Genomic DNA, 24,555 nt, shown 5'->3' on the forward strand with positions numbered 1-24,555 from the left:
GGTACAGGAACGGTAGGGGGTGAGGCCATTGCCTGACGACATCCCCATGTTCGGCGTGACCGGCACTTCCGGGAGCGGCAAGACCACCCTGCTGGAAGCCCTGATACGGGTCATGCGAGACCGGGGGTGGCGGGTGGTAGCTTTGAAGCACACCCCGGGCGGGTTTTCCCTCGACCGGCCGGGGAAAGACAGCTGGCGCTTCGCCCGCGCTGGCGCGGAAGCAGTGCTGCTGCATTCACCCCAGAATTGGGCCCTGCTGGGACAGCCGGGTCATCCCCTCGACCCATCGCGCCTGGGGGTAGCCCTGGCCGCCTTCTACCGCTCCCTCGGGCTCCCTCCCCCCGACGTCATCCTGGTGGAAGGCCACCATGGCCTGGACATCCCCAGCGTCCACGTCCAGACCCCAGACCTGCACCGCGACCCGGGTCCCCGTTGCCTGGCCAGGGTGCACGGCCCCGAGGAGGCGGAGCACCTGGCCGACCTCATAGAGCAAACCCTTGGTCTCGATAGCCCCAACAGGAGGAGGTTTGCCGACAATCCGCCCGGCACCGGCAGCAGGACCCCGACAGACGGTCCCGATGGTGCCTGCGGGCCGGCACCGGAGGGGGCTTCGGACCGGTGAGCGGGGGTGGCCTTCAGCGGGCGGGTGACGGGGAACGGCACCGGAGCCGCGCCGACCTCCCCGCCCAGGGGGTGACGGGGTTGCTGCTCGCCGGAGGCACTTCCTCCCGCATGGGAGTCAACAAGGCCCTGACCGCGGTGGGGGGAATGACCCTGGTGGAGCGAACCGCCCGGCTCCTTGAGGAGCTGACCGGCACCGTGCTGATTGTCAGCCGGGACCGCTCGGCCGGCAGCGGCCTGCCTTACCGCGTGGTGGACAGCGAGACGCCCGGGATAGGACCCCTGGCCGCCCTGGCCGCCGGGCTGCGGGAGTGCACCACCCCCTGGGTTCTGGTGCTGGCCTGCGACCTCCCCCTCTTCCCTGCCGGCCTGGGCGCGTATATGCTGGCGGTGGCCACCGCCGGCTCTCCTGAGACCGCCTGCAGCAGGGCATCCGCGGGGGACAGGAATGAATGCGGCCCCCCTGATGCACCCGAAACCGGAGCAGGTGAGTGGCAGGCGGTGGTGCCGCGCTGGAACGGGTTCTGGGAGCCGCTGGCGGCGGTGTACGCCCGTTCCTGCCTACCCGCCATCGAAAGCACCCTGGCCCGGGGAGAAAGACGGGTGGCATCCTTCTACGGGCAGGTGACGGTACGTCCCGTGGAAGAAGAGGAAATTCGCCGCTTCGCCCCGCCCCGGGTGGCATTCTTCAACGTCAACAGTCCCGCGGACCTGGAGTGGGTCGAAACCGGGGGCTCAAGGCGTCTCCAAGAGCTCCTCGACCAGGAGGGACAGCACCCGGCTGGCGGTGGTGTCGCGGAGCCGTTGGGCTAACCCCTGCAACTCCTCCCGGTCCAGCAGGTCGGGACAGGTCTGAACGGCCCGGGCCACGAACCCCCGGATGCGGGTGGCCCGGCGGAGGGAGCGCACCACGCCCAGTTCGTCGCCCTGCCGGGCTGCAGCCAGGAACTCCACCACCACGACCCGCGCATCGTCAGGATCGATCTCGGCTGCCTCCCTGCACACCTGCCGGGCGCGGACGAACTCCCCCGCCTGGAGCAGCACCTGGGCCAGATAGCCGCGCGCCTGCCCGTCGCGGGGGTCGATCCGGACGGCTTCTTCCCACAGGGCGATGGCCTCCGCCGCCCGTCCCTGGTTCACCAGCAGGGTCGCCAGGGCCCGCCGCGCGGGGACAAACCCCTCCCTGCTCTGCAACGCCCGGCGCCAGTAAGAGGCAGCTTCCTCCTCGCGCCCCTTGCGCAGGGCCGCCACCCCCAGATCGTAGAGGGCCAGGGGGTTGCCCTGTTCCCTGTCCAGAGCCTTCTGCCACGCCTGCTCGGCCTCGTCCGGCCGGGCGGCGGCGGCATACGCCTCCCCCAGGGCGATCAGCGAGGAGAGGTGGGCGGGGTCGAGGGAATGGGCCTTCTCCAGGTGGTCGACGGCCTGCTCGACGTCTCCGCGGCGCAGGTAGGCCAGGCCCAGGTTGTAAAAGAGGGCGGGGTGGGAACCTCCCGCCAGCAGGGCCCGGTTGCCCTCCTCAATGGCCAGGTCCAGCATGCCCCGGTCCACGTAGGTCCCCACCAGGTTGCGCCGGGCGTAATCATTGCTGGGGTCGAGCTCAACCACCTTGCGCCAGCAGGCGCTGGCCCGGCCCATGTCGCCCAGGGCCAGGTAGATTTCCCCCAGATACGCGATCATGCGGGGATGAGGCTCGATCTCTACGGCCCGCCGCACCTCGGGCTCCGCTTCCTGAAACTTCCCCTGGATTCCCAGGATCCTCCCCAGGAAATAATGGGCCAGGGCATGGCGGGGTCGGGCCCTGATCACCTGGCGCAGATGGGAGGCCGACTCATCCAGCTTGCCCTGCTCGGCCAGGCACAGGGCCAGCAGGTATCTGGCCCCCGCATCGCGCGCATCCCTGGTCACCACGTGCTGCAACTCTCCCGCCGCCGTGTCCACCTGGCCCAGCTGGTAAAGGGCCGAGCCCAGGTCGCGGCGGGCCGTCAGATTGCGGGGATCCCGGGCCAGGGCCTCGCGGCACTGCCGCACAATCTGCTCCAGAGCCTGCCGGGAAGCGGCATCCTGGTCCCCCGCCGGCCGGTCGGATGCTAATCCGGAAGGGCCCGCGCCGGCCCCGGGCGGCACAGGTGGCTGGGTCGGTTCGAGGGGAGACACGCGAGCATCACCACGGGGCCATTATACCACCTCGGGATGGGAACTTCCTGCCAGGGCCCGCGCCTTTTTTAGCTGGGCCGTCACGCTCTCGGGGGCAGTGCCGCCGGGGGACCGGCGGGCGTGCACGCTGGCCTCGGGCGTCACCACACCGGGCACGTCGTCGTCAAAGAGGGAAGAAAAGCCCCGGTACTCTTCGGTGCTCAGTTCCCACAGCTCCTTTCCCCGCTCCAGGCTGTGGAGGACGATCTCGCCCACCAGCCGGTGAGCCTGCCGGAAAGGCATCCCCTTGCGGACCAGGTAGTCGGCCAGGTCGGTGGCGGTGAGCAACCCGCTCCGGCAGGCCCGGGCCATGGCCTCCGGCTGCGGACGGGCAGTGGCCAGCATCCCCGCCATCACCCGCAGCGAAGAGACGGTGGTGTCCAGGGCGTCGAATGCAGCCTCCTTATCCTCCTGCATGTCCCGGCAGTAGGTGAGAGGAAGGCCCTTGAGCACGGTCAGGAAGCCGGCCAGGTGCCCCGCCACCCTGCCCACCCGGCCCCGTGCCAGCTCCGCCACATCGGGATTCTTCTTCTGGGGCATGATGCTGGACCCGGTGGCATAGGCGTCGTCCAGTTCCAGGAAGCCGAATTCGCGGCTGGTCCAGAGGACGATCTCTTCCGCCAGGCGGCCCAGATGCACCATGATGAGGGCGCAGACCGCCAGGACTTCGACCACGTAGTCGCGGTCGGACACCGCATCGATGGAGTTCTCGTAGAGCCGGGAAAAGCCGAGATCCCGGGCAACCTGCACCGGGTCTACGGGAAACCCGGTGCCGGCCAGGGCGGCCGCCCCCAGGGGCATGCGGTCAAGCTGGCGGGAGCAGAAGGCCAGGCGCTCCCGGTCCCGCTGGAGCATGAAGAAATAGGCCAGGAGGTGATGGGCAAAGAGCACGGGCTGGGCCCGCTGCAGGTGGGTGTACCCCGGCATGATGAGGCCCTGATGGCTCTCGGCCAGGCTAAGGATGCTCTCCTGCAGGCCGCGTACCGCTTCGTCCAGGGCCGCCACCTGTTCCCGCAGGTAGAGGTGCATGTCCAGAGCCACCTGGTCGTTGCGGCTGCGGGCGGTGTGCAGCTTCCCGGCCACTTCTCCCACCAGTTCGGCCAGGCGCGCCTCCACGCAGGTGTGGATGTCTTCCAGCTCTGGGCGGAACGGGAAAGTACCCCCCTCGATCTCCCCGGCGACCGTGTCCAGCCCCTCCAGCAGGCGCCTGACCTCGCCGGCGGTCAGGATGCCCCGGGCCCCCAGCATACGCACGTGGGCCCGGCTGCCCTCCACGTCGTGGCGGGCCAGACGGCGGTCGTAAGGAAGGGAGGAGGTGTACTCCAGCACCTCCTCCCGGGGCTGCCTCTGGAAGCGCCCCCCCCACAGCCTCACGACGGCGACCCTCCACTGGCCGCTGCCGGCACGGCTGCCAGCACCTGCCCGGGCGCCCCGCCGCTCCCGGTGGCCACGCCGGCGGCCCCGGTGCCGGAGAGCGCCTGCACCCGGGCGGCCACCCGGGTGGGCAGGCCCCAGATGTCGATGAATCCCACCGCGGAATCGTGCCGGAAGGTGTCGGCGGCAGCGTAGGTGGCCAGGCCGTAATCGTAGAGGGAATAGGGGGACCGCCGGCCCGCCACCTGGCAGGTAGCCCGGTGCAGCTTCACCCGCACCGTGCCGGTGACATACTCCTGGGTGGCGGCCACGAAAGCGTCCAGGGCAGCCCTCAGGGGCGAGTACCAGAGTCCGCAGTACACCAGCTCCGCGTACTTCTGCTCCACCAGCATCTTGAAGTGAGCGGTCTCCCGGGGCAGGCAGAGGGTTTCCAGGGCCCGGTGAGCGGCCAGGAGAATGGTAGCCGCCGGGGCCTCGTACACCTCCCGGGACTTGATACCGACCAGCCGGTTCTCCACGTGATCGATGCGTCCCACCCCGTGCTCGCCCGCCAGGCGGTTGAGCCGCCCCAGCAGCTCCACCGGCCCGAGAGGCTCTCCATCCACCGCCACCGGTGTCCCATGAGCAAACTCGATCTCGAGGTAACAGGGCTCGGCAGGGGTGTCGGCAACGTCGCGCGTCCAGGCGAAAGCCTCCGACGGTGGCTCTACCCAGGGGTCCTCCAGGACCCCGCACTCGATGCTGCGCCCCCACAGGTTCTGGTCGATGGAGAACGGATTCCGCTTCTCCACGGGGACGGGAATGCCGTGGGCGCGCGCATAGTCGATCTCCTCCTCCCGGGACCAGCTCCACTCCCGCACGGGGGCAATCACCCTGAGGGTGGGGTCCAGGGCAGCCACCGACACGTCGAACCTGACCTGATCGTTCCCCTTGCCCGTGCATCCGTGAGCCACCGCCTTGGCGCCCTCGGTCCGGGCCGTCTCCACCAGGAGACGGGCGATGAGAGGCCGGGACAATCCGGCCGAGAGGGGATACACGCCCTCGTACAGGGCGTGGGCCTGCAGGGCCGGGAACACGTACTCGCTCGCGAACTGCTCCCGGGCGTCCACCACCCGGCAGGACACCGCCCCTATGTTCACCGCCTTGCTGGCCAGCGCCTCCACGTCCCGCCCCTCTCCCAGGTCGGCGATGAGTGCCACCACTTCCATGCCGTACTTTTCCTTCAACCAGTGGATGGCCACCGACGTATCCAGGCCACCCGAGTAGGCCAGCACCACCTTATCCACGGTATCCCTCCTCCCCGGCCACTGCCAGGGCCTGATCCAGAATATCGACCGCCTCGTCCACTTCCCGCCGGGTGACGTTCAGAGGGGGCAGCAGGCGGATGACCACCTCCTCCGTGCAGTTGACCAGCAGCCCCCGCTCCCGGCAGGCCGCCACCACCGGTGCGCCCGGAACCCGCAACTCCATCCCCGCCATCAGGCCCAGCGCCCGTACTTCGGCCACCACAGGGTGGCGCCCGGCCAGCCGGGCCAGGCGGGTGGCCAGGTGCTCGCCCGTGCGGGCGGCGTTCTCGACCGCGCCTTCCTCCTGCAATGCCTCCAGGTAAGCCAGGGCGGCCCGGCAGGCCAGGGGATTGCCGCCGAAGGTGGAACCGTGGTCGCCGGGACCCAGGCAGGATGCCACCTCCTCCCGCGCCAGCACCGCCCCGATGGGCACGCCGCCGCCCAGGGACTTGGCCAGGGTGACGATATCGGGCCGGACGTCGTAGCGCTGGAAGGCAAACCATCTGCCCGTCCGGCCCAGGCCGCACTGGATCTCGTCGCAGATGAGGAGAATCCCGTCCTCCTGCAGGCGGGCCAGGGCGGCCATGAAGTCCGGCGAGGCCGGATAGATGCCGCCCTCTCCCTGCACGGGCTCCACCATAACCGCCACCGTCTCGGGGGTGACCGCCCGCTCGAGGGCAGGCACGTCGCCAAAGGGAACGTAGCCGAACCCCGGCGGCAGGGGAGCAAACCCCCGCTGGTACTTCTCCTGGCCGGTGGCGGCCAGGGTGGCCAGAGTACGCCCGTGGAAAGAGCGGTAGGCGGTAACTATGCGGTGGCGCCCGTCCCCGGACCCGAACTTACGGGCCAGCTTGATGGCCCCTTCGTTGGCCTCGGCCCCCGAATTGGCGAAGAAGGCCCTCTCCAGGCCGCTGAGCCGCGCCAGTTCCCGCGCCAGGAGCACCTGAGGCACGGTGTAGTACAGCGACGAAGTGTGCACCAACTGCCCCGCCTGCTCGGCGATGGCCTGCGTGACCCGGGGGTGACAGTGGCCGAGCCCGCAGACGGCCAGCCCGGTGACGAAATCCAGATAGCAGCGGCCCTGGATGTCCCACACCCGCGATCCCTGCCCGCGCACCAGCACCAGGGGCTGTCGCCGGAACACCGGCCAGAAGTGGCGGCTCTCCAGCTCAACTATCTCCTCCCCCGTGGCCTCCCCGGACTCCACCGCCGCATCCTCGGAAGCCGCTCCGGCCCCCTCTGTGACGTCGGGCGTGGCCGCCCCTGCCTCCTCGGTCGTAGCGGGCGTCGCCGCCCCGGCCTCACCCGGTGCCACCGCCTCTGCCGCCGCTTGTGCGGAGGCGTCGGGGCTGGAGAGGACCATGGTCCCCGCGCCTGCGCGGGTGAATATCTCCACCAGCAGGAGGTGGGGACGCCGGCCGTCGACGATGTGGGCCGATTTCACCCCTCCCCGCACCGCCCGCAGGCAGGCCCTGAGCTTGGGGATCATGCCCCCCTCTACTCCGCCCTCATTGATCAGCGCCTCGGCTTCATCCGGTCCCAGCAGGGAGACCAGGGAAGAAGGATCGTGGCGATCTCTGAGCACGCCCGCCACGTCGGTGAGCAGGACCAGCTTTTCCGCCCCCAGCGCCACGGCCAGTTCGGCCGCCGCGGTGTCGGCGTTGAGGTTGTATGCCTCCCCGTCGGGGCCCAGGGCAATGGGGGCACACACCGGTACGTAACCGCTGTCCAGGAGGGTGGCCACCAGGCGGGGATCGACCTCCTGCACTTCCCCCACGAAGCCCAGGTCGATGGGGCCCTCCTTCTTGCGGGCCCGCATGAGGGCGCCGTCCTTACCGCTCACCCCCACCGCCCGCCCGCCGCGGGCTGCGATGGCGGCCACGATCTCCTGGTTCACCTTGCCCGACAGGACCATCTCCGCGATCTCCACGGTCTCGCGGTCGGTGACACGCAGCCCCTCCACGAACACAGGCTTTTTACCCAGGCGCTCCATGAGCGCGGATATCTCCCGCCCACCCCCGTGCACCACCACGGGCCGGATGCCCACCAGATGCAGGAAGACCACGTCCTCCGCGAAGGACTTCAGGTCCTGGTCCAGGTGTCCTCCATACTTGACGACCACCGTCTTGCCCCAGAAAGCCCGCACGTAGGGCATGGCTTCCAGGAGCACCGCCGCCTTCTCTTCCGCCCTCATGCCCACCCTCATGCCCACCTTCCTGACGCGCGCCAGCCCCGGGGTTGGGACCCGATCCGGCATGATCTAGCTGCGGTAGCTAGCGTTGATGCGCACGTACTCCTCCGTAAGGTCACAGCCGAAGGCCCGGGCGCCATGAGGACCCGCTCCCAGGTGAACGCCGATGTGCACCTCCGGTGCGCTCAGGGCCAGCCGCGCCCGTGCCTCATCGAAGGGAACCTCCACCCCGTGCCGGGCCACTTCGACCGGTCCCAACGACACGGCCACGCGGCCGGGGTCGAAGGAGGCCCCCGAATGGCCCACGGCAGCCAGGATGCGACCCCAGTTGGGGTCGGCTCCCGCCACCGCCGTCTTCACCAGAGAAGAAGAGGCTACCGCCCGGGCCGCCCGCCGGGCATCCTCCCGCGTGGCCGCCCCCCGCACCTCCACCTCCAGATAGCGGGACGCCCCTTCACCGTCGCGGGCGATCTGCCGGGCCAGGTCCAGGCACACGCGGGTCACCGTCTGTTCCAGGACATCCTCCCCGGGATCGATGCCGCTCGCCCCGTTGGCCATGAGCACCACCATATCGTTGGTTGAGGTGTCCCCATCCACGGTGAGCATATTGAAGGTGTCGTCGACCGCCCGGCGCAGGATTCCCCCCAGGGCGGCCTCCCCAGCGCGGGCGTCGGTGAAGATGAAGGCCAGCATGGTGGCCATGTCGGGGTGGATCATGCCCGACCCCTTGGCCATGCCCGCCACTGTCACTTCTCCGTCGGGAAGGTTCACCGTCACCCCCGCCGTCTTGGGTCGGGTATCGGTGGTCATGATGGCGCGGGCCGCCTCCGCGAAGCCTTGCCGGGACAGGCCGGTCCCCGCCCGGCGAATACCCTCCCTCACCCTGTCCATGGGCAGGGGGACGCCGATCACCCCGGTAGACGCCACCGCCACCTGTCGGGCCGGTACTTCCTCGCCCAGCGACTGCGACAACACAGCCGCCGCCTCTTCGGCCATGGCCCGTGCATCGGCAAGGCCCTGCTCCCCCACGCAGGCATTGGCCCGCCCGCTGTTGCACACCAGGCCCCGCAGTACACCGCCCTGCAGGTGCTCCCGAGTGACCGCCACGGGAGCGGCCTGGACCCGGTTACGAGTGAACACTCCGGCCGCCCGGGCCGGGCACAGGCTGGCCACCAGGGCGAGGTCCAGCCTGCCGTTCTTCTTGAGCCCGGCATTCGCCCCGGCGGCCAGGAAACCTGACGGCCATCTGACCCGCCCCTCGGCAGGCTCCGTCACGACCATGGCCAGCCGCTCCCCGCCCGTCTCCAGGAACACTGATGCCTTCTCGTCCATGAGTTCCTCCCGACCTTCATGGGAAGAGGGCCGGGGCCCCCAGCCCCGTCTCCTCCGGCCATCCCATCATCACGTTCAGGTTCTGCACGGCCTCGCCGGCCGCACCCTTGCCCAGGTTGTCGATGGCCGAGAACACCAGCACTCCGCCGGTGCGCCCGTCCACGCCCACCGCCAGGTGGCACCGGTTGGTTCCTCGTACGTGGACGGTGGCCGGTAGCTCCCCGGGCTCGAGGACGTGCACGAAGGGCTCATCCCGGTAATGCTCCCGGTAGGCCTGGTACAGGTCATCCAGCGACGGCACCGGCTCAACCCGCAGGTATATCACCGAAAGCATCCCCCGTGACATGGGCACCAGGTGCGGCGTGAAAGCCACCCGCACCTCGCGCCCGGCCAGGCCCGCCAGTTCCTGCTCGATTTCGGGGACGTGCCGGTGGACACCGGCCACATTGTAGGGTCGCAGGGAATCGTTCACCTCGGGGTAGTGGGTCCCCAGGGACGGCCCCCGCCCCGCCCCCGTCACCCCCGACTTGCAGTCAGCCACCACCGCCCTCCAGTCCACCCCCGGCCAGGATGCCAGGGGTGCCAGGGCCAGGATCACGCTGGTGGGGTAACAGCCCGGATTCGCCACCAGGCGGGCGCGGGCAATCTCCCGGCGCTTGACCTCGGGAATGCCGTAAACGGCCTCTCCCAGCAGTTCCGGACACCGGTGGGCATGACCGTACCACTGCCGGTATGCCTCCGGGTCCCGAAGGCGGAAGTCGGCCCCGAAGTCCACCACCCGCCTGCCGGCCTCCAGCAGCCCGGGCACCATGTCCATGGCCAGGCCGTGGGGCAGGCAGAGGAAAACGACGCCGGCCTCCTCCGCTACCTCGCCCACCGGGGCGGAGGTGGGCTGCAGGATGAGGGGCGAGGGGTACAGGTGGGGGAAGATCCCGTCCAGCCTCTTTCCCGCGTAAGAATCCGACGTGGCCGCCGTTACCTGTACGCCGGGATGACCGGCCAGCAGCCGCAGGAGCTCCGCCCCCGTGTAACCCGTGGCCCCCAGGACGGCCACCTTCACCGGCACCGCGTCAGCCTGATCGAGCAAAACGAACCGGGCCCCCCTTCTCATTGCACAGATTATACTGCAGGCCGCATAAGTATGCAAGCTTGCTCCGCCCTGAGCGCCCTGACCCTGGCCGCCAGCCGTCCCGGCGCGGCCGCCCGTTGCCGCTACCCCGCCCATCCCGCCCCCGGCTCCCCGGTCGCACGCTCCGCCCCTGGCCTGCCACCCCTGCCGGGGCTTGACGTAGGGTTACATACGTGGATACAATGATTCTGTCAGACCGGGGGCGATGAGGTGGAGGATAACGTGGCTTATGGCGAGAAGTACCACCTGCGGGCGGGGGAGTGGTATCCCCACCGGCCGGGCAACTTCCCGGATGAGGAAGCGGCGGGCGAGGAGGACCGCATGATGTGGGACCTCATCCTGCGTGACTTTCTCGCCTCGCTGCCCCTGGAGGACTGAAGTGAGCGAAACCCTGGATCTCCCCGAGGCTCCGCCCGTCTCCCTGAAGAGCCAGGTACTGGGCCGCCTGCGGGAAGCCATCGTGCAGGGCCGGTACCGTCCCGGCGAAGTGCTGGTGGCGGCCCGGGTGGCTGAGGAGTTGGGCGTGAGCCGCACTCCGGTCAGGGAAGCCCTGCAGGCCCTGGAAGCGGAGGGGCTGGTGCGCTCCCTGCCCAACCGGGGGGTGGTGGTGGAAGGCATCACCCCCGCCGAGGTCGAGGACATCTTCACCATCAGGTCGGTCCTGGAGGCGCTGGCCGCCCGCTGGGCCGCCCGGAACATGACGGAGGAAGAACTGGCGGAACTGGGCGAGATAGTGGACCTGATGGAATTCTACACGGCCCGCGAGGACGTGGACCAGGTTACCCGGCTGGACACCCGCTTTCACCAGTTGATCGTCAACGGTTCCCGCAGTCGCCCCCTGAAGCATGCCCTGGGCGGGGCCGTCTACTATGTACAGCAGGCCCGGGCCGCCTCCCTGAGGGTTCCGGGACGCCTGCTGCGCGCCCTGGAGGAACACAGGGACATATGCCGGGCCCTGACCGCCCGCGATGGGGACCGCGCGGCCGAGGCCATCTCCACCCACATAGGGCACGCCCGCGCCAACCTGCTGGGGGCCCAGCGTCAATCCTCGGAGGAGTAAGCCTCGAGCAGGCGGGCGGCCCGCTCGTGGTTGAATATGCCGCAGGGGCACATCCGCGCCAGCCGCCTCGCGGCGGTGGCCGGCTTCACTTTGCCCCGCCTGACGTCGGCAATGGTCTTCTTCACCAGTTGAGCCGAAATCATGTGATGCCCGCACATGGTGGTGATGGCCAGCACCTGAGGCGAAGGCAGGAGTTCCTTCCTGCCCCAGACGCCCAGCGAGAAGTTGATGGTGTGGGGCTTCACCCCGGCTTCGTCGCGTGCGGCCAGCACCTGGTCGAGGAGGCCGCTCACCACCACCGAAAGTCCCAGGTTCTTCTCGCGCAGCGTCCTGAGGAATCTCACCACCTGCTGCCGCGAGGTGAACACACCCCGGATGCGGGAACTCTGGCCCAACCCGGCCTTGACCAGGGCGGGGTCCAGGTCCAGGACGCACCCGGCCTTTACGTCCCCCCAGTTGGTGCAGCCTGCCTCCTCAGCCGCCTCCAGCGCCTCCCGGGCCTTGCGCGGGAAATCGTCGTCGTTGATCCCTTTGGCCTGGTACGCCAGCCACACGAAATCCCCGTCCATGAAGCGGCGGTCGCCGATGCGATGCAGGCTGTGGGTCAAGTGCATCTCTCCCTTCCCTCAGGGCTCGGCCAGGGGACGTCCCAGTCCGACGTTCACCTTGGCGCGGAACGGGTACTCGATCCCCAAGCGGTCCAGCTCCTCCCGCAGGCTGGGGGAAAGGCCCTCGTCGGCGCGCATCACCAGGCCCACCGAGAACACCGTCTCCACCTCGGCCTCCACCCGGCGCAGCGCCTCCAGGACGCTCCCCAGCCGGTCCAGGGGGGCCTTCCCCTCGATGATGATGGAAAGCAGGTGCTGGTCCAGCACGTCCTCCCGCAGCCTGCCGGTCTCCAGGTCCTCCACCACCATCCCCAGGGGGCTCACCGTCGGTCGCTCCAGCTTCAGGCCCGCAGCCACCACCGCCCGGGCCACCCTATCCACGTCCCGCAACCTGACCCCCACGCCCGGCCGCCCCATGTCCACGCACAGTCCGAACTCGCCCCGACGCACCCGTCCGGTGACGTCGTTGGTCTTGGACTCCTCCGTGCCCCGGCCGGGGACTCCGGTCTCGGCCATGGTCTCCGTGGGGTCGGACAGGACATGGCGAAACACATCGCCGAAGCCGGGCAGCGCCCCGGGCTCAAAGGCCTTCCGCGCACACGCGTGGCGGATGCACACATAGCAATCAGTACAAAGGCTGCCGTCGACCACCACCCGCCTGCGGGCGGCGTCAAGGCTCAGCGCTCCCACCGGGCAGTACGGCACGCATACCCCGCAACCGTTGCAGCGATCATTTAGGATGACCAATCGCGCACCCTCCTGTGACCGTCTCTGCACGCGCCTGGGGGACCCTGCCCCGCGGCGCCCACCGCTCACGCATGGGTGGCCCGCGTGCGTGCGGCCTGGCGCAGGAACCTCACCACCGCCAGGATCACCACCGCGGCGATGGTGAGCAGAACCGCACTGATGGGCCTGGCCATGAAGATGGCCATGCTCCCGCCCGAGATGATGAGCGACTGGCGCAGGCTGGTTTCCACCACTCCTGCCGGGCAATAGGGAACGCAAATACCGTAGCCGTTACACTTCTGGGGATCGATGTACATGTCTGCCCTCCTTGGATGCCTCCATCTGCGCCAGGGCCGCCTGCCGGCCGCGCTGGATGTGCTCCCTCACCAGCATCTCGGCCCGGGGGCCGTCGCCGGCGGCCAGTGCCTCCACGATGCCCACGTGCTCGCATATGGCCTCTTCCGGTCGACCGGGCCGGGAAAGGGCAGTGACGCGCAACAGGTTGATGTGATCCTGGATTTGCTCCAGCAAAGTGGCCAGGGGGGCGTTTCCGCTCAACCGGGCCATCTCGGCATGAAAGCGCCGGTTGAGGGCATTTACTCCCGGGTAGTCGCCGTTCTGGGCGGCCACCTGGGCCTGTTCCACGATGGACCGCAGCAGGAGAAGGTCGGCCGGTCCGGTGCGGGAGGCGGCCAGCCTGGCCGCCAGCGACTCCAGGGCGTCACGTACCTGGAAAAGCTGCTCTGCCCGTTCCCGCGGCACCCTGACCACTTCCGCCCCCCGGAAGGGACGCAGGGCCACCAGGCCCTCCCTGTCCAGACGGCGCATGGCCTCCCGCACCGGAGTGCGGCTCACCCCCATTTGCTCCGCCAGCTCGACCTCCAGCAGGCGCTCCCCGGGCAGGAGCCGCCCCAACAGGATGGCCTCCTTGAGGTGCTCGTAGACCACGTCTCTCAGGGGCCGGGCGAGAATCTCGGGCAGCCGCTTCACCGCAACATACCCCCCTTTCACTCATTACAGATTGCATTTTGTATGCAAGATACATTTACGCCATCGGCGACCAAACTCCTGCTACCCGGACCGCGCTTACCGGGCAGAGGGCGCGGACCCCTCTTCAGCGATCACCGTGGCCAGGACGTCGGCCAGGAGGTGGGCCGAGTACAGGGCCTCCTCCAGGGTGTTCTCCACGCCGCCGATTTCGAAGAGCAATCCTCCCGGGGAAAGGTGCTGGTTGTAGCGAGCGTCCGCCACCAGCACCTTGCGCAGCAGTCCCGGATACCGCTGTTCCATAAGACCGGACACGCGATCGGCCAGGGCCCGGTTATGGGCCCAGTTTGGTCCCACCTGGTAGGGAGATCCCAGCACGATCATGATACGGGCGGCCGGGCGCCCGCCTACCGTGGCCACGGTCGCCTCCCTGCCCGGGGAATCCCGGTGGACGTCGAACAGGAAGCGCACGTCGGGGTACTCGCGCAGCAGAGTCTGCACCGTTTCCTGGGAACGGACGTATGCGCCCAGCTTCCCCTGGCGGTCGTGCACGCGGCGCGACATGACCACGCCGATGCCGTGCTCCTGGCTCAAGGTGCGGGCCAGCTCCTCGGCTACGCGCAGCATGTTGCGCGACCCGTCCAGGGTATGGGCGTCCTCGGGATCACGGGCCCCTGCCAGGGCGGGCAGATAGGACTCGCGGGCATGGGTGCAATACAAACCCACCAGGACCCGACCGCGGAGCGCCGCGGGGACATCGGGGCCGGAGATCCCGCCCGGCCGGGGGGAGGGTTCTCCGCTCGAGGGGCCGGCCGCGCCCTGCGAGGGACCGCCGGTCTCGGCCAGATATGGCACGGGAGCTTCCTGGGCGCGGGCGGAAGCCGGGGCCGGGAGTACCAGCCAGGAAAGGGGATCGTACCACCGCAGCCCGGTGAGGACGCCCATCCCCTCCAGCAATACCTCTCCCCAGCCGGGTTCGTCGTGGGGCACGTGGTCCCCCGGCAGGGCGGGCAGAACCTGCCGCAACAGCCACTTCCACAGGGGAGCTTCCGGTGACTCCCACAGCGAAAACAGGCCCGCCCGACCTCCGGAGAGCACTGTGAGCAGCATGCCGCCCAGGCCGGGAGACTCCCCGGGCAGAAGGGAGGCCGGGGCGAGGGCGGAAACCACCCGGGGAGAGGACGGCCACAGGAGTACGGTCACCAGGACCGCGGCCAGCAGCAGGTATCCCGCCCCCAGCCATCCCCATTTCCTTACCGACCGCTTCCACCAGGGACCTGCACCCCACCAAAACAAATGGCCCGCCAAAAGGAGCCACCCCTCCAGCGAAGCCTATGCACCCCGGCAAGACAAAATCCCGGGGATCAGAGGTGGGGATCAGAGGTGGGTCGGGCGGGCGCAGGCATTTGCCGATCGGCCCGCGCCCCGCCCCCCACGGCGACAATCACCCGCTGCCCTTCACTCGCGGGCCCCGGGCAGCCGGTCCTGCCTCCGCCAGCCGACCCGGACTGCGGCAGCCTGTCTTAACTCCGGCGGCCTATCTCAGCTCGGTGGGCACGAAAGCGTCCACTATGCCGATGATGAGTGACGCCAGCAGAGCCCCCCAAACGCTCACCTGCATCCCGGGGACCAGGAACTGTGCCACGTAGATGACTACCGCCGCCACGATGAAGCCGACCACCCCACGCCCCTGGGGGGACACCCGGCGCCCGAAGAGAGCTTCCACCACCCACCCGAGCACGGCAATCACCACTGCCGCCAGGAGCGCGAACCAGAATCCGGCGATGCGGAATCCGGGGAGTATGGCGGCGAGCAAGAGCAGGACTACCGCCGAGACCACCAGCCGGATGACAAAGCCGAACCATCCTCGCATAGGACTCACCACCTCTGGCGTAGCTTGCCCGCCGGGCACAGCCTCGTATACTGCTCCCGCCACTGGGCGGCCCGCGCGTGCGCAGCCGCAGCCTGACGCCACGCGGCGCGTGTTGCAGCGCATCCGCTCAGATGGTACAATGCCCGCCGGGGGTGAAGTCCTTGCCAGAGAGAAACACCGCTGCCAAGCGCGCCCGCCAGGCAGAAGAGCGCCGCCTGCGCAACGTGGCCGTGAGGACCAGGATGCGCACAGCCATCCGCCGCTTCCGGGAGGCCCTCGCCTCGGGTGACCTGGAGGAGGCCGGGGTTCAGTTGCAGAAGGCCATCAGCATGGTCGACAGAGCCGCCAGCAAGGGGGCCATCCACCGCAACCAGGCCGACCGGCGGAAGGCACGCCTGCAGAGACACTACAACGCCGCCCGGCAACAGGCGCTGGGGCAGGCCGGCTAGGCGCAGCCCTTCAGGGGGAACTGCCCGAAGCGGTACGAAACAGGAATTCCTCCAGCGCCTGCCGGGGGCTGACGCGGCCCGTCTTCATCAGGTAATCGGTTTCTCCCAGCATCTCCAGCGCTGACTCCAGCTCAGCGACAGTGAATTTCCGTGCCCGGGCCGCCGTTGCCCTGACGCCCGCGCTGCTAGTTTCCATCAGCTTGGCCGCCTCCGCTGGAGACCGCATACCCTCGCGCTGCAGATACGAATACAGCAAGAGCGATCTCACCTGCCAGGCCAGCGTGCCCAGCAGCCGGGGGGCATCGGCACCCTGTTCGAGCAGGCGGGAGAGGCAATCCAGCGCCCGGGGCAGATCGCGATTGGCCCAGGCATCCGCCAGAGCGAACGGCGCCGCCGGGCCGGGGAAAACATGCTCGCGCAGGTCTTCCTCACGCACGGGCCGGCCCGGCTCCAGGGCAAGACTGAGCTTTTCCAGCTCGGTTTCCACCAGGTCGGGATCGCCTCCGCACATCTCTCCCAGGAGCCAGGCCCGGGCAGGCCCCAGGTTGACCCCCCTGGCCCGCGCCCGCTCCCGCACCCAGGAGGGGAAATCCCCTCTCCCCACCCGGCAGGCGATCACCGTGCCGTGTTTTGCGCACAGGGAGCGCAGGCGACCTCCTGCCCGGCCACGGACCCGTATCACCAGCACCGCCCAGGGAGGGGGATCATCCAGGTAGTGCTCCAGGACGGCGATATCCGGCCGGTCGCCATCCCCTTCCCCACTGGACGCCAGGGTTACGATGGCCATCCGCTTCCCGCCCGAGAAAGGGATGGTCTGCAGGAACGCCAGCGCTTCTGCCAGGCGGTCCCCGTCCCAGCGGGCGCACCCCGTCTCCTCGCCCCCAGCGGGGAAGCATGCCCGCCGCAGATCCCGTTCCGCCCCGGCGGCCAGCGTGTCCGCCTCTCCTTCAAGCAGGTACACCGGCTCCAGTTCCTTCGCCGTCATCCCGCCCAAACTCTAGCTGAACGCTCCCCCATCCGTCAACCACGGGCGCGGGCGGCAGGGATGGCCACCGGCCGTGAGGAATGCTATCCCCAGTTCCGGGCTGAGCGCTGGTGAGGAGAGGGACGGTATGCCTCTGAGGCCGTCACCCCGGCTGTCGTCTGTGCTGCCCACCCCCGCCGGCCAGATCGTGCTGGAAGGCCCCCTTTCCCGAGAAGAGCTCGGGCACCTGGAGATGGACCGGGGCCTGGACTGGTTCCGGCCCGCCTGGCGGCAGAAGCAGGCCCTGGAGCAAGTGGCGGCCATGGACGAGGGCCGGGTGTGGGTAGCCCGTACCGCCAGTACCATCGTGGGATACGCGGTCATCCACCCGCCCCACCCCTTCGAGCGGTGGGGCAGGGACCGGGTCCCCGGCATCCTGGAGCTGGGCGCCGTCGAGGTTTCCCCCTCCTGGCGGCGGTCGGGAGTGGCGACGGCGCTGTTTGGCCTCATCGGGGAGGATCCCGCCCTGGACCATTACATAGTGGTGGCCACCGAGTATTGCTGGCACTGGGACCTGGAACGCACCGGGCTCACCCGGGCCGAGTACCGCCGCATGCTGGAGAGACTCAAGGGAGTATCGGGCGTGCAGCCCTGTCCTACTGACGATCCCGAGATCGCCTCCCACCCCAGTAACGTGCTCATGGCGCGCATCGGCAGGTGCGCCAGCGCCGAGCTGCGGGAGAGATTCCAGAATCTCCTGTTCGAAAAGAGGTCTGGTCCCCCATGAGTGGCAAAGCAGGCTTCGTTTGGGCTCCGGAACACAGCCAGTACTTCTTTGGGCCCGAACACCCCCTCCACCCCATCCGTCTGGACCTGACCCTTGACCTCATCCGCAGCCTGGACTTGCTGTCCGCTCTGGACGTCCTCACCCCGACCCCCGCCCGTGACGAAGACCTCTTCCTGGTGCACAGCCCCGAGTACGTGGCCGCAGTCCGGTCGGCCCACCCCGATCACCCCGACCCTGGCCTGCTCTGCTTCGGGCTGGGCACCGATGACAACCCCCTGTTCGCCGACATGCACCAGGCGAGCAGCCTGGCGGTGGGGGCCAGCCTGCTGGGGGCGGAGCTGATTGCCACCGGGAAACTGGACCACGCCCTCAACCTGGCTGGCGGCCTGCATCACGCCCAGGCCGCCAGCGCCTCCGGATTCTGCGTTTACAACGATCCGGCCGTGGCCATCGCCCACCTCCGCCGGCGCCACGGCTGGCGGGTGGCCTACGTGGACATCGACGCCCACCACGGCGACGGGGTCCAGTGGGCCTTCTACTACGACCCGGAAGTGCTCACCGTATCCCTGCACGAGACGGGCCGCTTCCTGTTCCCGGGGACGGGGTTCGTCAACGAGCGGGGAGCCGGCCCGGGTTACGGCTACGCCGTCAACGTCCCTCTGGAACCCTTCACCGAAGACCCATCCTGGCAGGAGGCCTTCCTGGCGGTGGTGCCACCCCTGGTGCGCCGCTTCCGGCCCCACATCATCGTCAGCCAGCACGGCTGCGACGGCCACCACCTCGATCCCCTGGCCCACCTGGCCCTCACCACGCAAAGCTACGAGCTGGCCGCCCGTACCCTGCACGATCTGGCCCACCAGGTATGCGGCGGCAGGTGGCTGGCCCTGGGCGGGGGCGGCTACGACTGGCGCGTCGTCCCCCGGGTCTGGACCCTCCTGTGGGCCGAAATCGCCGGCCTCCGGGTTCCCGCCGACATCCCGGCCCCGTGGGTGCAGAAATGGAAGGGGCAATCCCGCCATCCCCTGCCTCATGCCATGCGCGACAGCTCCGCCGACCTTCCCGCCGTGCTGCGCTGCGATGACATCAGCGACCGTAACCGCCGCACCGTGGCCCTGGTTCTTGAGGGCTTGCCTCCGGCCCTCAAGCCATAGCGCGCCGGTTGTTCCCCGGGCCCGGCCGCCGGGTTCGAAGCGACGCCAGCCCCGCGCAGGCAGCCTGTGGGGATGCCGGAGGAGAGGTGAGGAAAGATGCTAGCCATGGTGCTGCAGTCGCCCGGCCCCGTGGAGGAGAACCCCCTGTGCCTGGAGCAGGTTCCCACGCCGGTGCCGCGACCGGGTCAGGTCCGCCTGCGGGTGAACGTGTGCGGGGTCTGCCACACCGACCTGCACACCGTGGAGGGAGAACTGCCTGCCCACCGCCTGCCCCTGATACCCGGCCACCAGGTGGTGGGGACCATCGACCAGATCGGGCCTGGCGCAGACTCCCCCACGGGCAGCCCTGCGGACGCCGCCGCTGGCGTGCCTGCCGGCACCCCCACGGGCTCTGTCAACACGCAGGCACACGCCCCCGCGGGCTCCGGTGCGGACAGAACTCCAGCCTCATCGACCGCACGCCGGTGGCAGGTCGGCGACCGAGTGGGAGTACCGTGGCTGCACTGGACCTGCGGCGAGTGCGAGCACTGCCGGCGGGGGCAGGAGAACCTGTGCGAGCGAGCCCTCTTCACCGGCCTGGACGTGGACGGGGGCTATGCCGGGTACATGGTGGCCCCGGAGGACTTCGTGGTGCCCATCCCCGACGTCTTCTCTGACACCGAGGCAGCCCCTTTGCTGTGCGCGGGCATCATCGGTTACCGCTCACTCCGGATCGCCGGCGTGCAGCCGGGCGAAACCCTGGCTCTTTTCGGCTTCGGTGCTTCCGCCCACCTGGCCATCCAGGTGGCCCGCTACTGGGGATGCCGGGTGTACGTCTTCACTCGCTCGCGGGAGCACCAGCAACTGGCCCGCGAGCTGGGGGCAGCCTGGGCGGGTGCCGCCGGGCAGCAGGCACCTTCCCCGGCCGACCGGGCCGTCACCTTCGCCCCCGCTGGAGACCTCATCCCCGTTGCCCTGGGCGCCCTGCGCCGGGGCGGAACCCTGGCCATCAACGCCGTCCACCTGGACCGCATCCCCGCCTTCGACTACCGCCTGCTTTACTGGGAGCGGACCGTGCGTAGCGTCGCCAACAGCACCCGGCAGGACGCTTCCGAGTTGATGGACATCGCTGCGCGCATCCCCATCCGGGTCACCGCTCAGGTGTATCCCCTGGAAGAAGCCAACCGCGCCCTGCAGGACCTCAAGCACCGTACCGTCTCGGGCGCCGCCGTACTCTGCATCGACTGAGCAGGCGCCGTTACTGCGGTTGCGAGGTTCGCTCGTGGACTACCGTGCGGTCCTGGAAGTCTGCCCCCGCTGCCGGCTGTCTTGCTGATCAATGCTGTCCCTGGCGTCATTTCCCGACGCACGGGCGAACTTCTACTCTGGACAATGAAGAGGGGCCGGAACATCCGGCCCCTCCCGGTACCAGGGGACGACCGACGCCTTCTCACACCGCCTTTGGGGCGCCCGCGGTCGTGGGACTGCTCGCGGGAGCCCCCTGCCCGGTGAGCGGTCAGAACTCCTCGGGCGGATAGGGCGGGGCCTTGGTCTCCTTCTTCTCGGGGATCTCGGCCACCAGGGCCTCGGTGGTTAGCATCATGGAGGCCACGGAGGCTGCATTCTGCAGGGCGGAGCGACAGACCTTGGCCGGGTCCACGATGCCCGCCTTCACCAGGTCCTCGTACTCGCCGGTGAGGGCGTTGAACCCGAAGTTGGGGTTGTCGGCCACCCGCACCTTCTCGGCTACCACGGAGCCCTCCATGCCGGCGTTGATGGCAATGGTGCGGAGGGGCTCCTCCAGGGCCCGGCGGACGATCAAGATGCCGACCTTCTCATCGCCAGTGGCCCCGAGCTTGTCGAGCTCGGCCTGGGCGCGCAGGTAGTTCACGCCGCCGCCGGCCACGATGCCCTCTTCCACCGCCGCCCGGGTAGCAGCCAGGGCGTCCTCGATGCGGTGCTTCTTCTCCTTGAGCTCCGTCTCGGTGGCCGCCCCCACCTTGACCACGGCCACGCCGCCAGCCAGCTTGGCCAGGCGCTCCTGCAGCTTCTCGCGGTCGTAGTCGGATTCGGTCTCCTCGATCTGCTTGCGGATCTGAGCGATGCGGCCCTCAATGCGCTTCTTGTCGCCCTTGCCCTCGACGATGGTGGTCTTCTCCTTGTTGATGCGCACCTTGTTGGCCTCGCCCAGCATGTTGAGGTCCACGTTCTCCAGCTTGATACCGATGTCCTCGGACACGAACTGGCCGCCCGTGAGGATGGCGATGTCCTCCAGCATCGCCTTGCGCCGGTCGCCGAAGCCAGGAGCCTTCACGGCAGCACAGGACAGGGTGCCGCGCAGCTTGTTGACCACCAGGGTGGCCAGGGCTTCGCCCTCCACGTCCTCAGCGATGACCACTAGGGGCTTACCGGTGCGGGCCACCCGCTCCAGGAGCGGCAGCATATCCGCCACCGCAGAGATCTTCTTCTCGAAGATGAGGATGTAGGGGTTCTCCAGGACCGCCTCCATGGCCTCGGGGTTGGTGACGAAGTACGGCGAGATGTAGCCCCGGTCGAACTCCATGCCCTCAACCACTTCCACGGTGGTCTGGATGCCCTTGGACTCCTCCACCGTGATGACGCCGTCCTTACCCACCTTATCCATGGCATCGGCGATCAGCTCGCCGATGGAGGGATCGTTACCCGCGATCGCGGCCACGTGGGAGATGTCCTGCTTGCCCTCCACCGGGGTGGATACTTTCTTGATGTAGTCCACTACGCTCTCCACCGCCCGGTCGATCCCCTTCTTCAGGAACACCGGGTTGGCGCCGGCGGCCACGTTCTTGAGCCCTTCGAGCAGCATGGATTGGGCCAGGACGGTGGCCGTGGTGGTGCCGTCGCCGGCCACGTCGTTGGTCTTGGCAGCGACTTCCCGGCAGAGCTGGGCACCCATGTTGTCGAAGGGAGCCTCCAGCTCGATTTCCTTGGCCACGGTAACGCCGTCCTTGGTGACCACCGGAGAACCGAACTTGCGATCCAGGATCACATTGCGACCCTTGGGGCCCAGGGTAACCTTTACGGCATTGGCTACCGCATTTACCCCCTTCTCCAGGGCCTGGCGGGCCTGGGCGTCGAAAGCAAGCATCTTAGCCGGCATGGTCCTGCTCCCTCCCTACTTGGCCTTGACGGCCAAGATGTCGCTTTCCCTCATGATGAGGTACTCCTCGCCTTCGATCTTGATCTCGGTGCCGCTGTACTTGGAGAAGATGACGCGGTCGCCCACGGCGACCTCCATCCCCACCCGCGTGCCGTTGTCCAGGATGCGGCCCGGGCCCACCGCCACCACCTCGCCCTCCTGCGGCTTGTCCTTGGCGGTATCGGGTAGGACGATGCCGCCCTTGGTCCGCTCCTCCTGGGTGAGCGCCTTCACGACCACCCGGTCCGCCAGCGGCTTGAGCTGGTTGACAGACATACTAACCCCCCTTGCCGGGCACCCGGCCACCCCCAGTTCCCGGTGCGGCCGACCGCCCTGTAATTGTTAGCACTCATCCCGGTTGAGTGCTACCAGCCACGTATTATATCCAGGGCTACCAGTCCTGTCAACAGGAGCTCGCCGGGCGCAGAGCGCAGTGCGCCGGGCGAGGAGCAGGCGCGAGCAGGTGCCCCGGCCTCAATCGGGGGAAACCACCTCCAGGAGGGCGTCCACCCGGGCCGGGATGGTGGGGGCATCCCCGCCGGCCTGCTGCAGAGCCGTCTCGGTGTCCTTAAGGCCACTCCCCGTGAGCACGGCTATCACCCTGTCATGCAGGCAGAAAACCCCGCGGCCCCCGAGCTTCCTTACCCCCGCGAGCGCCGCTGCCGCGGAGGGTTCGGCGAAAACCCCCGCCAGACGGGCCAGTTCCCGCTGGGCGTCCAGCATCTCTGTGTCGGACACCGCGATTGCCATGCCGCCGGTCTGCCGCATGGCCTGCAGGCACTGGCGGGCATTGAGCGTGAGGGTCTGAGAGATACCCCCGGCGATGGAATCCGAGGGCCCGGGGATGCCCTCTTCCCTCCCCTCTTCCCAGGCCCTCACCAGGGAAGGAGAGCCCTCCGGTTGCACGCCCACCAGCCTGGGCAGGCGGGAGATGAATCCCGCCTCCTGCAGGTCGAGGTAACCCTTCCAGTGGCCCACGAAGTTGCAGCCGTATCCCACCGGGATAACCACCCAGTCCGGTGCGACGGCTCCCCGCGCGGCCAGCTGGGACCACTCTTCGTACGCCATGGTCTTGGCTCCGTATGATCCATAGGGACAAAGGGGCGAGGTGGCGGTGAACCACCCCAGGCGCCGGGCCGCCTCCAGGCACAGGCTCAGCCGGTCCGTCTCGGTGGGACCCACCCGCACCACATCCGCCCCGTACATCCTGATCTGGGCCACCTTGGCCACGCTGGTCTCCGGCGCCACCACCGCCGTCACCCGCAGGCCGGCCGCCGCCGCCAGGGAAGCCACGCCGCCTGCCATGTTACCCGACGAAGACAGGATCAGCCGGTGCGCTCCCGCTTCCAGCGCCTTGGCCACCACCATGACCGCCACCCGGTCCTTGAAGGAACCCGTGGGATTGAAGGCCTCGTTCTTCAGGTAGAGGTCGATCCCCAGCGTCTCGCCCAGGCGCTGCGCCCGCACCAGCGGGGTGTCACCCTCGCCGCCCGTCACCGGCTCGCCGGAGGCGCTCCGCGGGACGCCGCTCACGGGAAGCACTTCGGCGAAACGCCATATCCCCCACTCCCGGGGAGAACGCGCCAGCATCCTCTCCCAGGAGCCCCGGCCCAGCCCGGTATCCTGTCTGATTTCCAGGATACTGGGGGACTCCGGACCCCCGTCACAGGCAGGGCAGGTGGTGGCGGTCGGATCGGCCGGATAAACCCTGCCGCACCGTGTACACCGTAACGAAAACGCCAAGTCGTATCACCGTCCTTCTCCAACCTTACATACTACTTCGGTTCGGGAGCCTCCTGCCCGAGCAATCCCGGTCCCTCCCCGCCTATGGGCGGGCCCGCTCCCCGCTCCGGATCCTCGGACCTGCTCGGGCCACGGTGCGGACTGGCAAAGAGGGTGAACGGGCAACCGCTACCGGGTAACCAGCCATTCCCTCATGCTTTCCAGGGTTTTGGGCCCTATGCCTGGTACCCGGGTGAGGTCCTCCACCCGGGCAAAGGGACCGTTGGTCCTGCGAAAGGCCACGATCCTCTGGGCGAGGGCGGGTCCGATCCCGGGGACGGTGTCCAGCTCCTCCACCGAAGCGTGGTTGATATCCACCGGCCGCGCGGGAGCACCGCCTGCCATGACGCCGCCGCCGGGCCGCCAGTTGCTCCCGCTTCCGTAATCCGCCACTTCCCGCCCGGTGGGGACGTAAATGCGATCTCCGTCCACCACCCGGGCGGCCAGGTTCAGCGCCCAGGCGGCCCCGCCCTCCCTTTCTCCCCCGGCCGCCCGGATGGCATCGACCACCCGCGCCCCGCCGGGCAGGCGGTACACTCCGGGATGGCGCACCGCACCGGCGACGTGCACCACCACCCCGCCGCCCTCACCTGAACCCGTACTCTCGTACGGCCCACCCTCCATGTCAGTGCCGCCAGGGGAAACCCCCTGCGGCGGCACACCGGCGGCGGCGCCTTGCGGCTGCCCGGCGGCGGGGCCAGCGCTTTCCTGCGGCCCGCTGGCGGGGCCGGCGCTCTGCTGGAGCGTCCAGCCGGAATCCCCGAGAGCGGCGGGCAAGGGCCCCAGGACACCGTGACGCCACATGCTGACCGGCACTGCTACCAGGGCCAGGGTGAGCAGTATCACCGTGGCCAGGCGCTCGGGCGCAGACACCACCGCCACCCCCGG

The 24,555-nt window shown here is 69.0% G+C and carries 25 protein-coding genes and 1 pseudogene; 8 read left to right on the top strand and 18 right to left on the bottom strand.

Going from position 1 to position 24,555, the window contains the following annotated elements; translation table 11 throughout:
* Nucleotides 1-28: 28 nt before the first annotated feature.
* Nucleotides 29-622: a molybdopterin-guanine dinucleotide biosynthesis protein B gene (gene mobB / locus QME70_05720; GenBank protein ID MDI6894091.1), complete on the top strand. Its 594-nt coding sequence runs from the start codon at nucleotides 29-31 to the stop codon at nucleotides 620-622.
* Nucleotides 619-1,434 (top strand): molybdenum cofactor guanylyltransferase, encoded by an 816-nt coding sequence (locus tag QME70_05725; GenBank protein MDI6894092.1) that lies wholly within the window; start codon nucleotides 619-621, stop codon nucleotides 1,432-1,434. Before mobB ends, QME70_05725 begins: the two co-directional genes overlap by 4 nt.
* Here the strand turns inward: QME70_05725 and QME70_05730 are convergent.
* The 7 genes and pseudogenes from QME70_05730 to argC all read right to left on the bottom strand — a co-directional run bounded on the left by QME70_05730 (nucleotide 1,357) and on the right by argC (nucleotide 10,084).
* The gene (locus QME70_05730) at nucleotides 1,357-2,775 is read right to left on the bottom strand and encodes a tetratricopeptide repeat protein (protein MDI6894093.1); all 1,419 of its coding nucleotides are present in this window, start codon (nucleotides 2,773-2,775) and stop codon (nucleotides 1,357-1,359) included. The genes QME70_05725 and QME70_05730 overlap by 78 nt on opposite strands.
* A 21-nt stretch (nucleotides 2,776-2,796) precedes the next feature.
* A complete protein-coding gene (gene argH / locus QME70_05735) occupies nucleotides 2,797-4,188 on the bottom strand; it encodes an argininosuccinate lyase (GenBank protein ID MDI6894094.1) in 1,392 nt (463 codons plus the stop codon).
* Nucleotides 4,185-5,474, bottom strand: a complete 1,290-nt coding sequence (locus QME70_05740) for an argininosuccinate synthase (protein ID MDI6894095.1) — start codon at nucleotides 5,472-5,474, stop codon at nucleotides 4,185-4,187. Before QME70_05740 ends, argH begins: the two co-directional genes overlap by 4 nt.
* Entirely contained in the window at nucleotides 5,467-6,651 is a 1,185-nt protein-coding gene (locus QME70_05745) for an aspartate aminotransferase family protein (protein ID MDI6894096.1), read from the bottom strand. Before QME70_05745 ends, QME70_05740 begins: the two co-directional genes overlap by 8 nt.
* Before the next feature lie 255 nt (nucleotides 6,652-6,906).
* A pseudogene (argB, locus tag QME70_05750) lies at nucleotides 6,907-7,629 on the bottom strand (acetylglutamate kinase).
* 105 nt (nucleotides 7,630-7,734) lie between these two features.
* Nucleotides 7,735-8,946, bottom strand: a complete 1,212-nt coding sequence (argJ, locus tag QME70_05755; protein ID MDI6894097.1) for a bifunctional glutamate N-acetyltransferase/amino-acid acetyltransferase ArgJ — start codon at nucleotides 8,944-8,946, stop codon at nucleotides 7,735-7,737.
* A gap of 67 nt (nucleotides 8,947-9,013) precedes the next feature.
* Nucleotides 9,014-10,084 carry an N-acetyl-gamma-glutamyl-phosphate reductase gene (argC, locus tag QME70_05760; protein ID MDI6894098.1) on the bottom strand — a complete coding sequence of 357 codons (1,071 nt, stop codon included), beginning with the start codon at nucleotides 10,082-10,084 and terminating at the stop codon, nucleotides 9,014-9,016.
* 252 nt (nucleotides 10,085-10,336) lie between these two features.
* On the opposite strand from argC, the gene QME70_05765 reads away from it, so the two are divergent.
* Both QME70_05765 and QME70_05770 read left to right on the top strand, forming a co-directional pair.
* Complete coding sequence (locus tag QME70_05765; protein ID MDI6894099.1) at nucleotides 10,337-10,504, top strand: hypothetical protein; 168 nt, start codon at nucleotides 10,337-10,339, stop codon at nucleotides 10,502-10,504.
* A gap of 1 nt (nucleotide 10,505) precedes the next feature.
* Nucleotides 10,506-11,186: a GntR family transcriptional regulator gene (locus tag QME70_05770; protein ID MDI6894100.1), complete on the top strand. Its 681-nt coding sequence runs from the start codon at nucleotides 10,506-10,508 to the stop codon at nucleotides 11,184-11,186.
* Here QME70_05770 and QME70_05775 read toward each other — a convergent pair.
* From QME70_05775 to QME70_05800, 6 genes are all read right to left on the bottom strand, one after another.
* Nucleotides 11,168-11,794, bottom strand: coding sequence for a hypothetical protein (locus QME70_05775; protein MDI6894101.1), 627 nt, complete (start codon nucleotides 11,792-11,794; stop codon nucleotides 11,168-11,170). The genes QME70_05770 and QME70_05775 overlap by 19 nt on opposite strands.
* An 18-nt stretch (nucleotides 11,795-11,812) precedes the next feature.
* Entirely contained in the window at nucleotides 11,813-12,541 is a 729-nt protein-coding gene (locus tag QME70_05780; GenBank protein ID MDI6894102.1) for a 4Fe-4S binding protein, read from the bottom strand.
* Between the two features lie 65 nt (nucleotides 12,542-12,606).
* Entirely contained in the window at nucleotides 12,607-12,837 is a 231-nt protein-coding gene (locus QME70_05785) for a hypothetical protein (GenBank protein ID MDI6894103.1), read from the bottom strand.
* On the bottom strand, nucleotides 12,812-13,510 hold the full coding sequence (locus QME70_05790; GenBank protein MDI6894104.1) for a GntR family transcriptional regulator: 699 nt from the start codon (nucleotides 13,508-13,510) through the stop codon (nucleotides 12,812-12,814). Before QME70_05790 ends, QME70_05785 begins: the two co-directional genes overlap by 26 nt.
* A gap of 96 nt (nucleotides 13,511-13,606) precedes the next feature.
* Complete coding sequence (locus tag QME70_05795; protein MDI6894105.1) at nucleotides 13,607-14,815, bottom strand: stage II sporulation protein P; 1,209 nt, start codon at nucleotides 14,813-14,815, stop codon at nucleotides 13,607-13,609.
* A 229-nt stretch (nucleotides 14,816-15,044) separates the two neighbouring features.
* Nucleotides 15,045-15,380 (bottom strand): phage holin family protein, encoded by a 336-nt coding sequence (locus tag QME70_05800; protein MDI6894106.1) that lies wholly within the window; start codon nucleotides 15,378-15,380, stop codon nucleotides 15,045-15,047.
* Between the two features lie 161 nt (nucleotides 15,381-15,541).
* On the opposite strand from QME70_05800, the gene rpsT reads away from it, so the two are divergent.
* Nucleotides 15,542-15,829, top strand: a complete 288-nt coding sequence (gene rpsT, locus QME70_05805; protein MDI6894107.1) for a 30S ribosomal protein S20 — start codon at nucleotides 15,542-15,544, stop codon at nucleotides 15,827-15,829.
* Between the two features lie 10 nt (nucleotides 15,830-15,839).
* Here the strand turns inward: rpsT and holA are convergent, their stop codons facing one another.
* Nucleotides 15,840-16,814 carry a DNA polymerase III subunit delta gene (gene holA / locus QME70_05810; protein ID MDI6894108.1) on the bottom strand — a complete coding sequence of 325 codons (975 nt, stop codon included), beginning with the start codon at nucleotides 16,812-16,814 and terminating at the stop codon, nucleotides 15,840-15,842.
* 127 nt (nucleotides 16,815-16,941) lie between these two features.
* On the opposite strand from holA, the gene QME70_05815 reads away from it, so the two are divergent.
* The 3 genes from QME70_05815 to QME70_05825 all read left to right on the top strand — a co-directional run bounded on the left by QME70_05815 (nucleotide 16,942) and on the right by QME70_05825 (nucleotide 19,958).
* Entirely contained in the window at nucleotides 16,942-17,580 is a 639-nt protein-coding gene (locus QME70_05815) for a GNAT family N-acetyltransferase (GenBank protein ID MDI6894109.1), read from the top strand.
* Nucleotides 17,577-18,731 (top strand): acetoin utilization protein AcuC, encoded by a 1,155-nt coding sequence (locus QME70_05820; GenBank protein ID MDI6894110.1) that lies wholly within the window; start codon nucleotides 17,577-17,579, stop codon nucleotides 18,729-18,731. The genes QME70_05815 and QME70_05820 overlap by 4 nt, the downstream gene beginning before the upstream one ends.
* 96 nt (nucleotides 18,732-18,827) lie before the next feature.
* Nucleotides 18,828-19,958 (top strand): zinc-dependent alcohol dehydrogenase family protein, encoded by a 1,131-nt coding sequence (locus tag QME70_05825; GenBank protein ID MDI6894111.1) that lies wholly within the window; start codon nucleotides 18,828-18,830, stop codon nucleotides 19,956-19,958.
* A gap of 268 nt (nucleotides 19,959-20,226) precedes the next feature.
* Here QME70_05825 and groL read toward each other — a convergent pair whose 3' ends face one another.
* From groL to QME70_05845, 4 genes are all read right to left on the bottom strand, one after another.
* Nucleotides 20,227-21,846 (bottom strand): chaperonin GroEL, encoded by a 1,620-nt coding sequence (groL, locus tag QME70_05830; protein ID MDI6894112.1) that lies wholly within the window; start codon nucleotides 21,844-21,846, stop codon nucleotides 20,227-20,229.
* Between the two features lie 15 nt (nucleotides 21,847-21,861).
* Nucleotides 21,862-22,161: a co-chaperone GroES gene (groES, locus tag QME70_05835; protein ID MDI6894113.1), complete on the bottom strand. Its 300-nt coding sequence runs from the start codon at nucleotides 22,159-22,161 to the stop codon at nucleotides 21,862-21,864.
* A gap of 198 nt (nucleotides 22,162-22,359) precedes the next feature.
* Nucleotides 22,360-23,628 (bottom strand): threonine synthase, encoded by a 1,269-nt coding sequence (locus tag QME70_05840; GenBank protein ID MDI6894114.1) that lies wholly within the window; start codon nucleotides 23,626-23,628, stop codon nucleotides 22,360-22,362.
* 168 nt (nucleotides 23,629-23,796) lie between these two features.
* Nucleotides 23,797-24,540, bottom strand: a complete 744-nt coding sequence (locus QME70_05845; protein MDI6894115.1) for a helix-hairpin-helix domain-containing protein — start codon at nucleotides 24,538-24,540, stop codon at nucleotides 23,797-23,799.
* Between the last annotated feature and the right edge of the window lie 15 nt (nucleotides 24,541-24,555).

This window comes from Bacillota bacterium (assembly GCA_030019365.1).
GTDB lineage: Bacteria > Bacillota > Sulfobacillia > JACIYH01 > JACIYH01 > JACIYH01.

Coding starts and splice junctions, on each gene's coding strand:
- QME70_05785 (MDI6894103.1), bottom strand. CDS start 12,837: ATGTACATCGATCCCCAGAAGTGTAACGGCTACGGTATTTGCGTTCCC.
- groES (MDI6894113.1), bottom strand. CDS start 22,161: ATGTCTGTCAACCAGCTCAAGCCGCTGGCGGACCGGGTGGTCGTGAAG.
- QME70_05800 (MDI6894106.1), bottom strand. CDS start 15,380: ATGCGAGGATGGTTCGGCTTTGTCATCCGGCTGGTGGTCTCGGCGGTA.
- QME70_05815 (MDI6894109.1), top strand. CDS start 16,942: ATGCCTCTGAGGCCGTCACCCCGGCTGTCGTCTGTGCTGCCCACCCCC.
- groL (MDI6894112.1), bottom strand. CDS start 21,846: ATGCCGGCTAAGATGCTTGCTTTCGACGCCCAGGCCCGCCAGGCCCTG.
- argJ (MDI6894097.1), bottom strand. CDS start 8,946: ATGGTCGTGACGGAGCCTGCCGAGGGGCGGGTCAGATGGCCGTCAGGT.
- QME70_05825 (MDI6894111.1), top strand. CDS start 18,828: ATGCTAGCCATGGTGCTGCAGTCGCCCGGCCCCGTGGAGGAGAACCCC.
- QME70_05820 (MDI6894110.1), top strand. CDS start 17,577: ATGAGTGGCAAAGCAGGCTTCGTTTGGGCTCCGGAACACAGCCAGTAC.
- holA (MDI6894108.1), bottom strand. CDS start 16,814: ATGACGGCGAAGGAACTGGAGCCGGTGTACCTGCTTGAAGGAGAGGCG.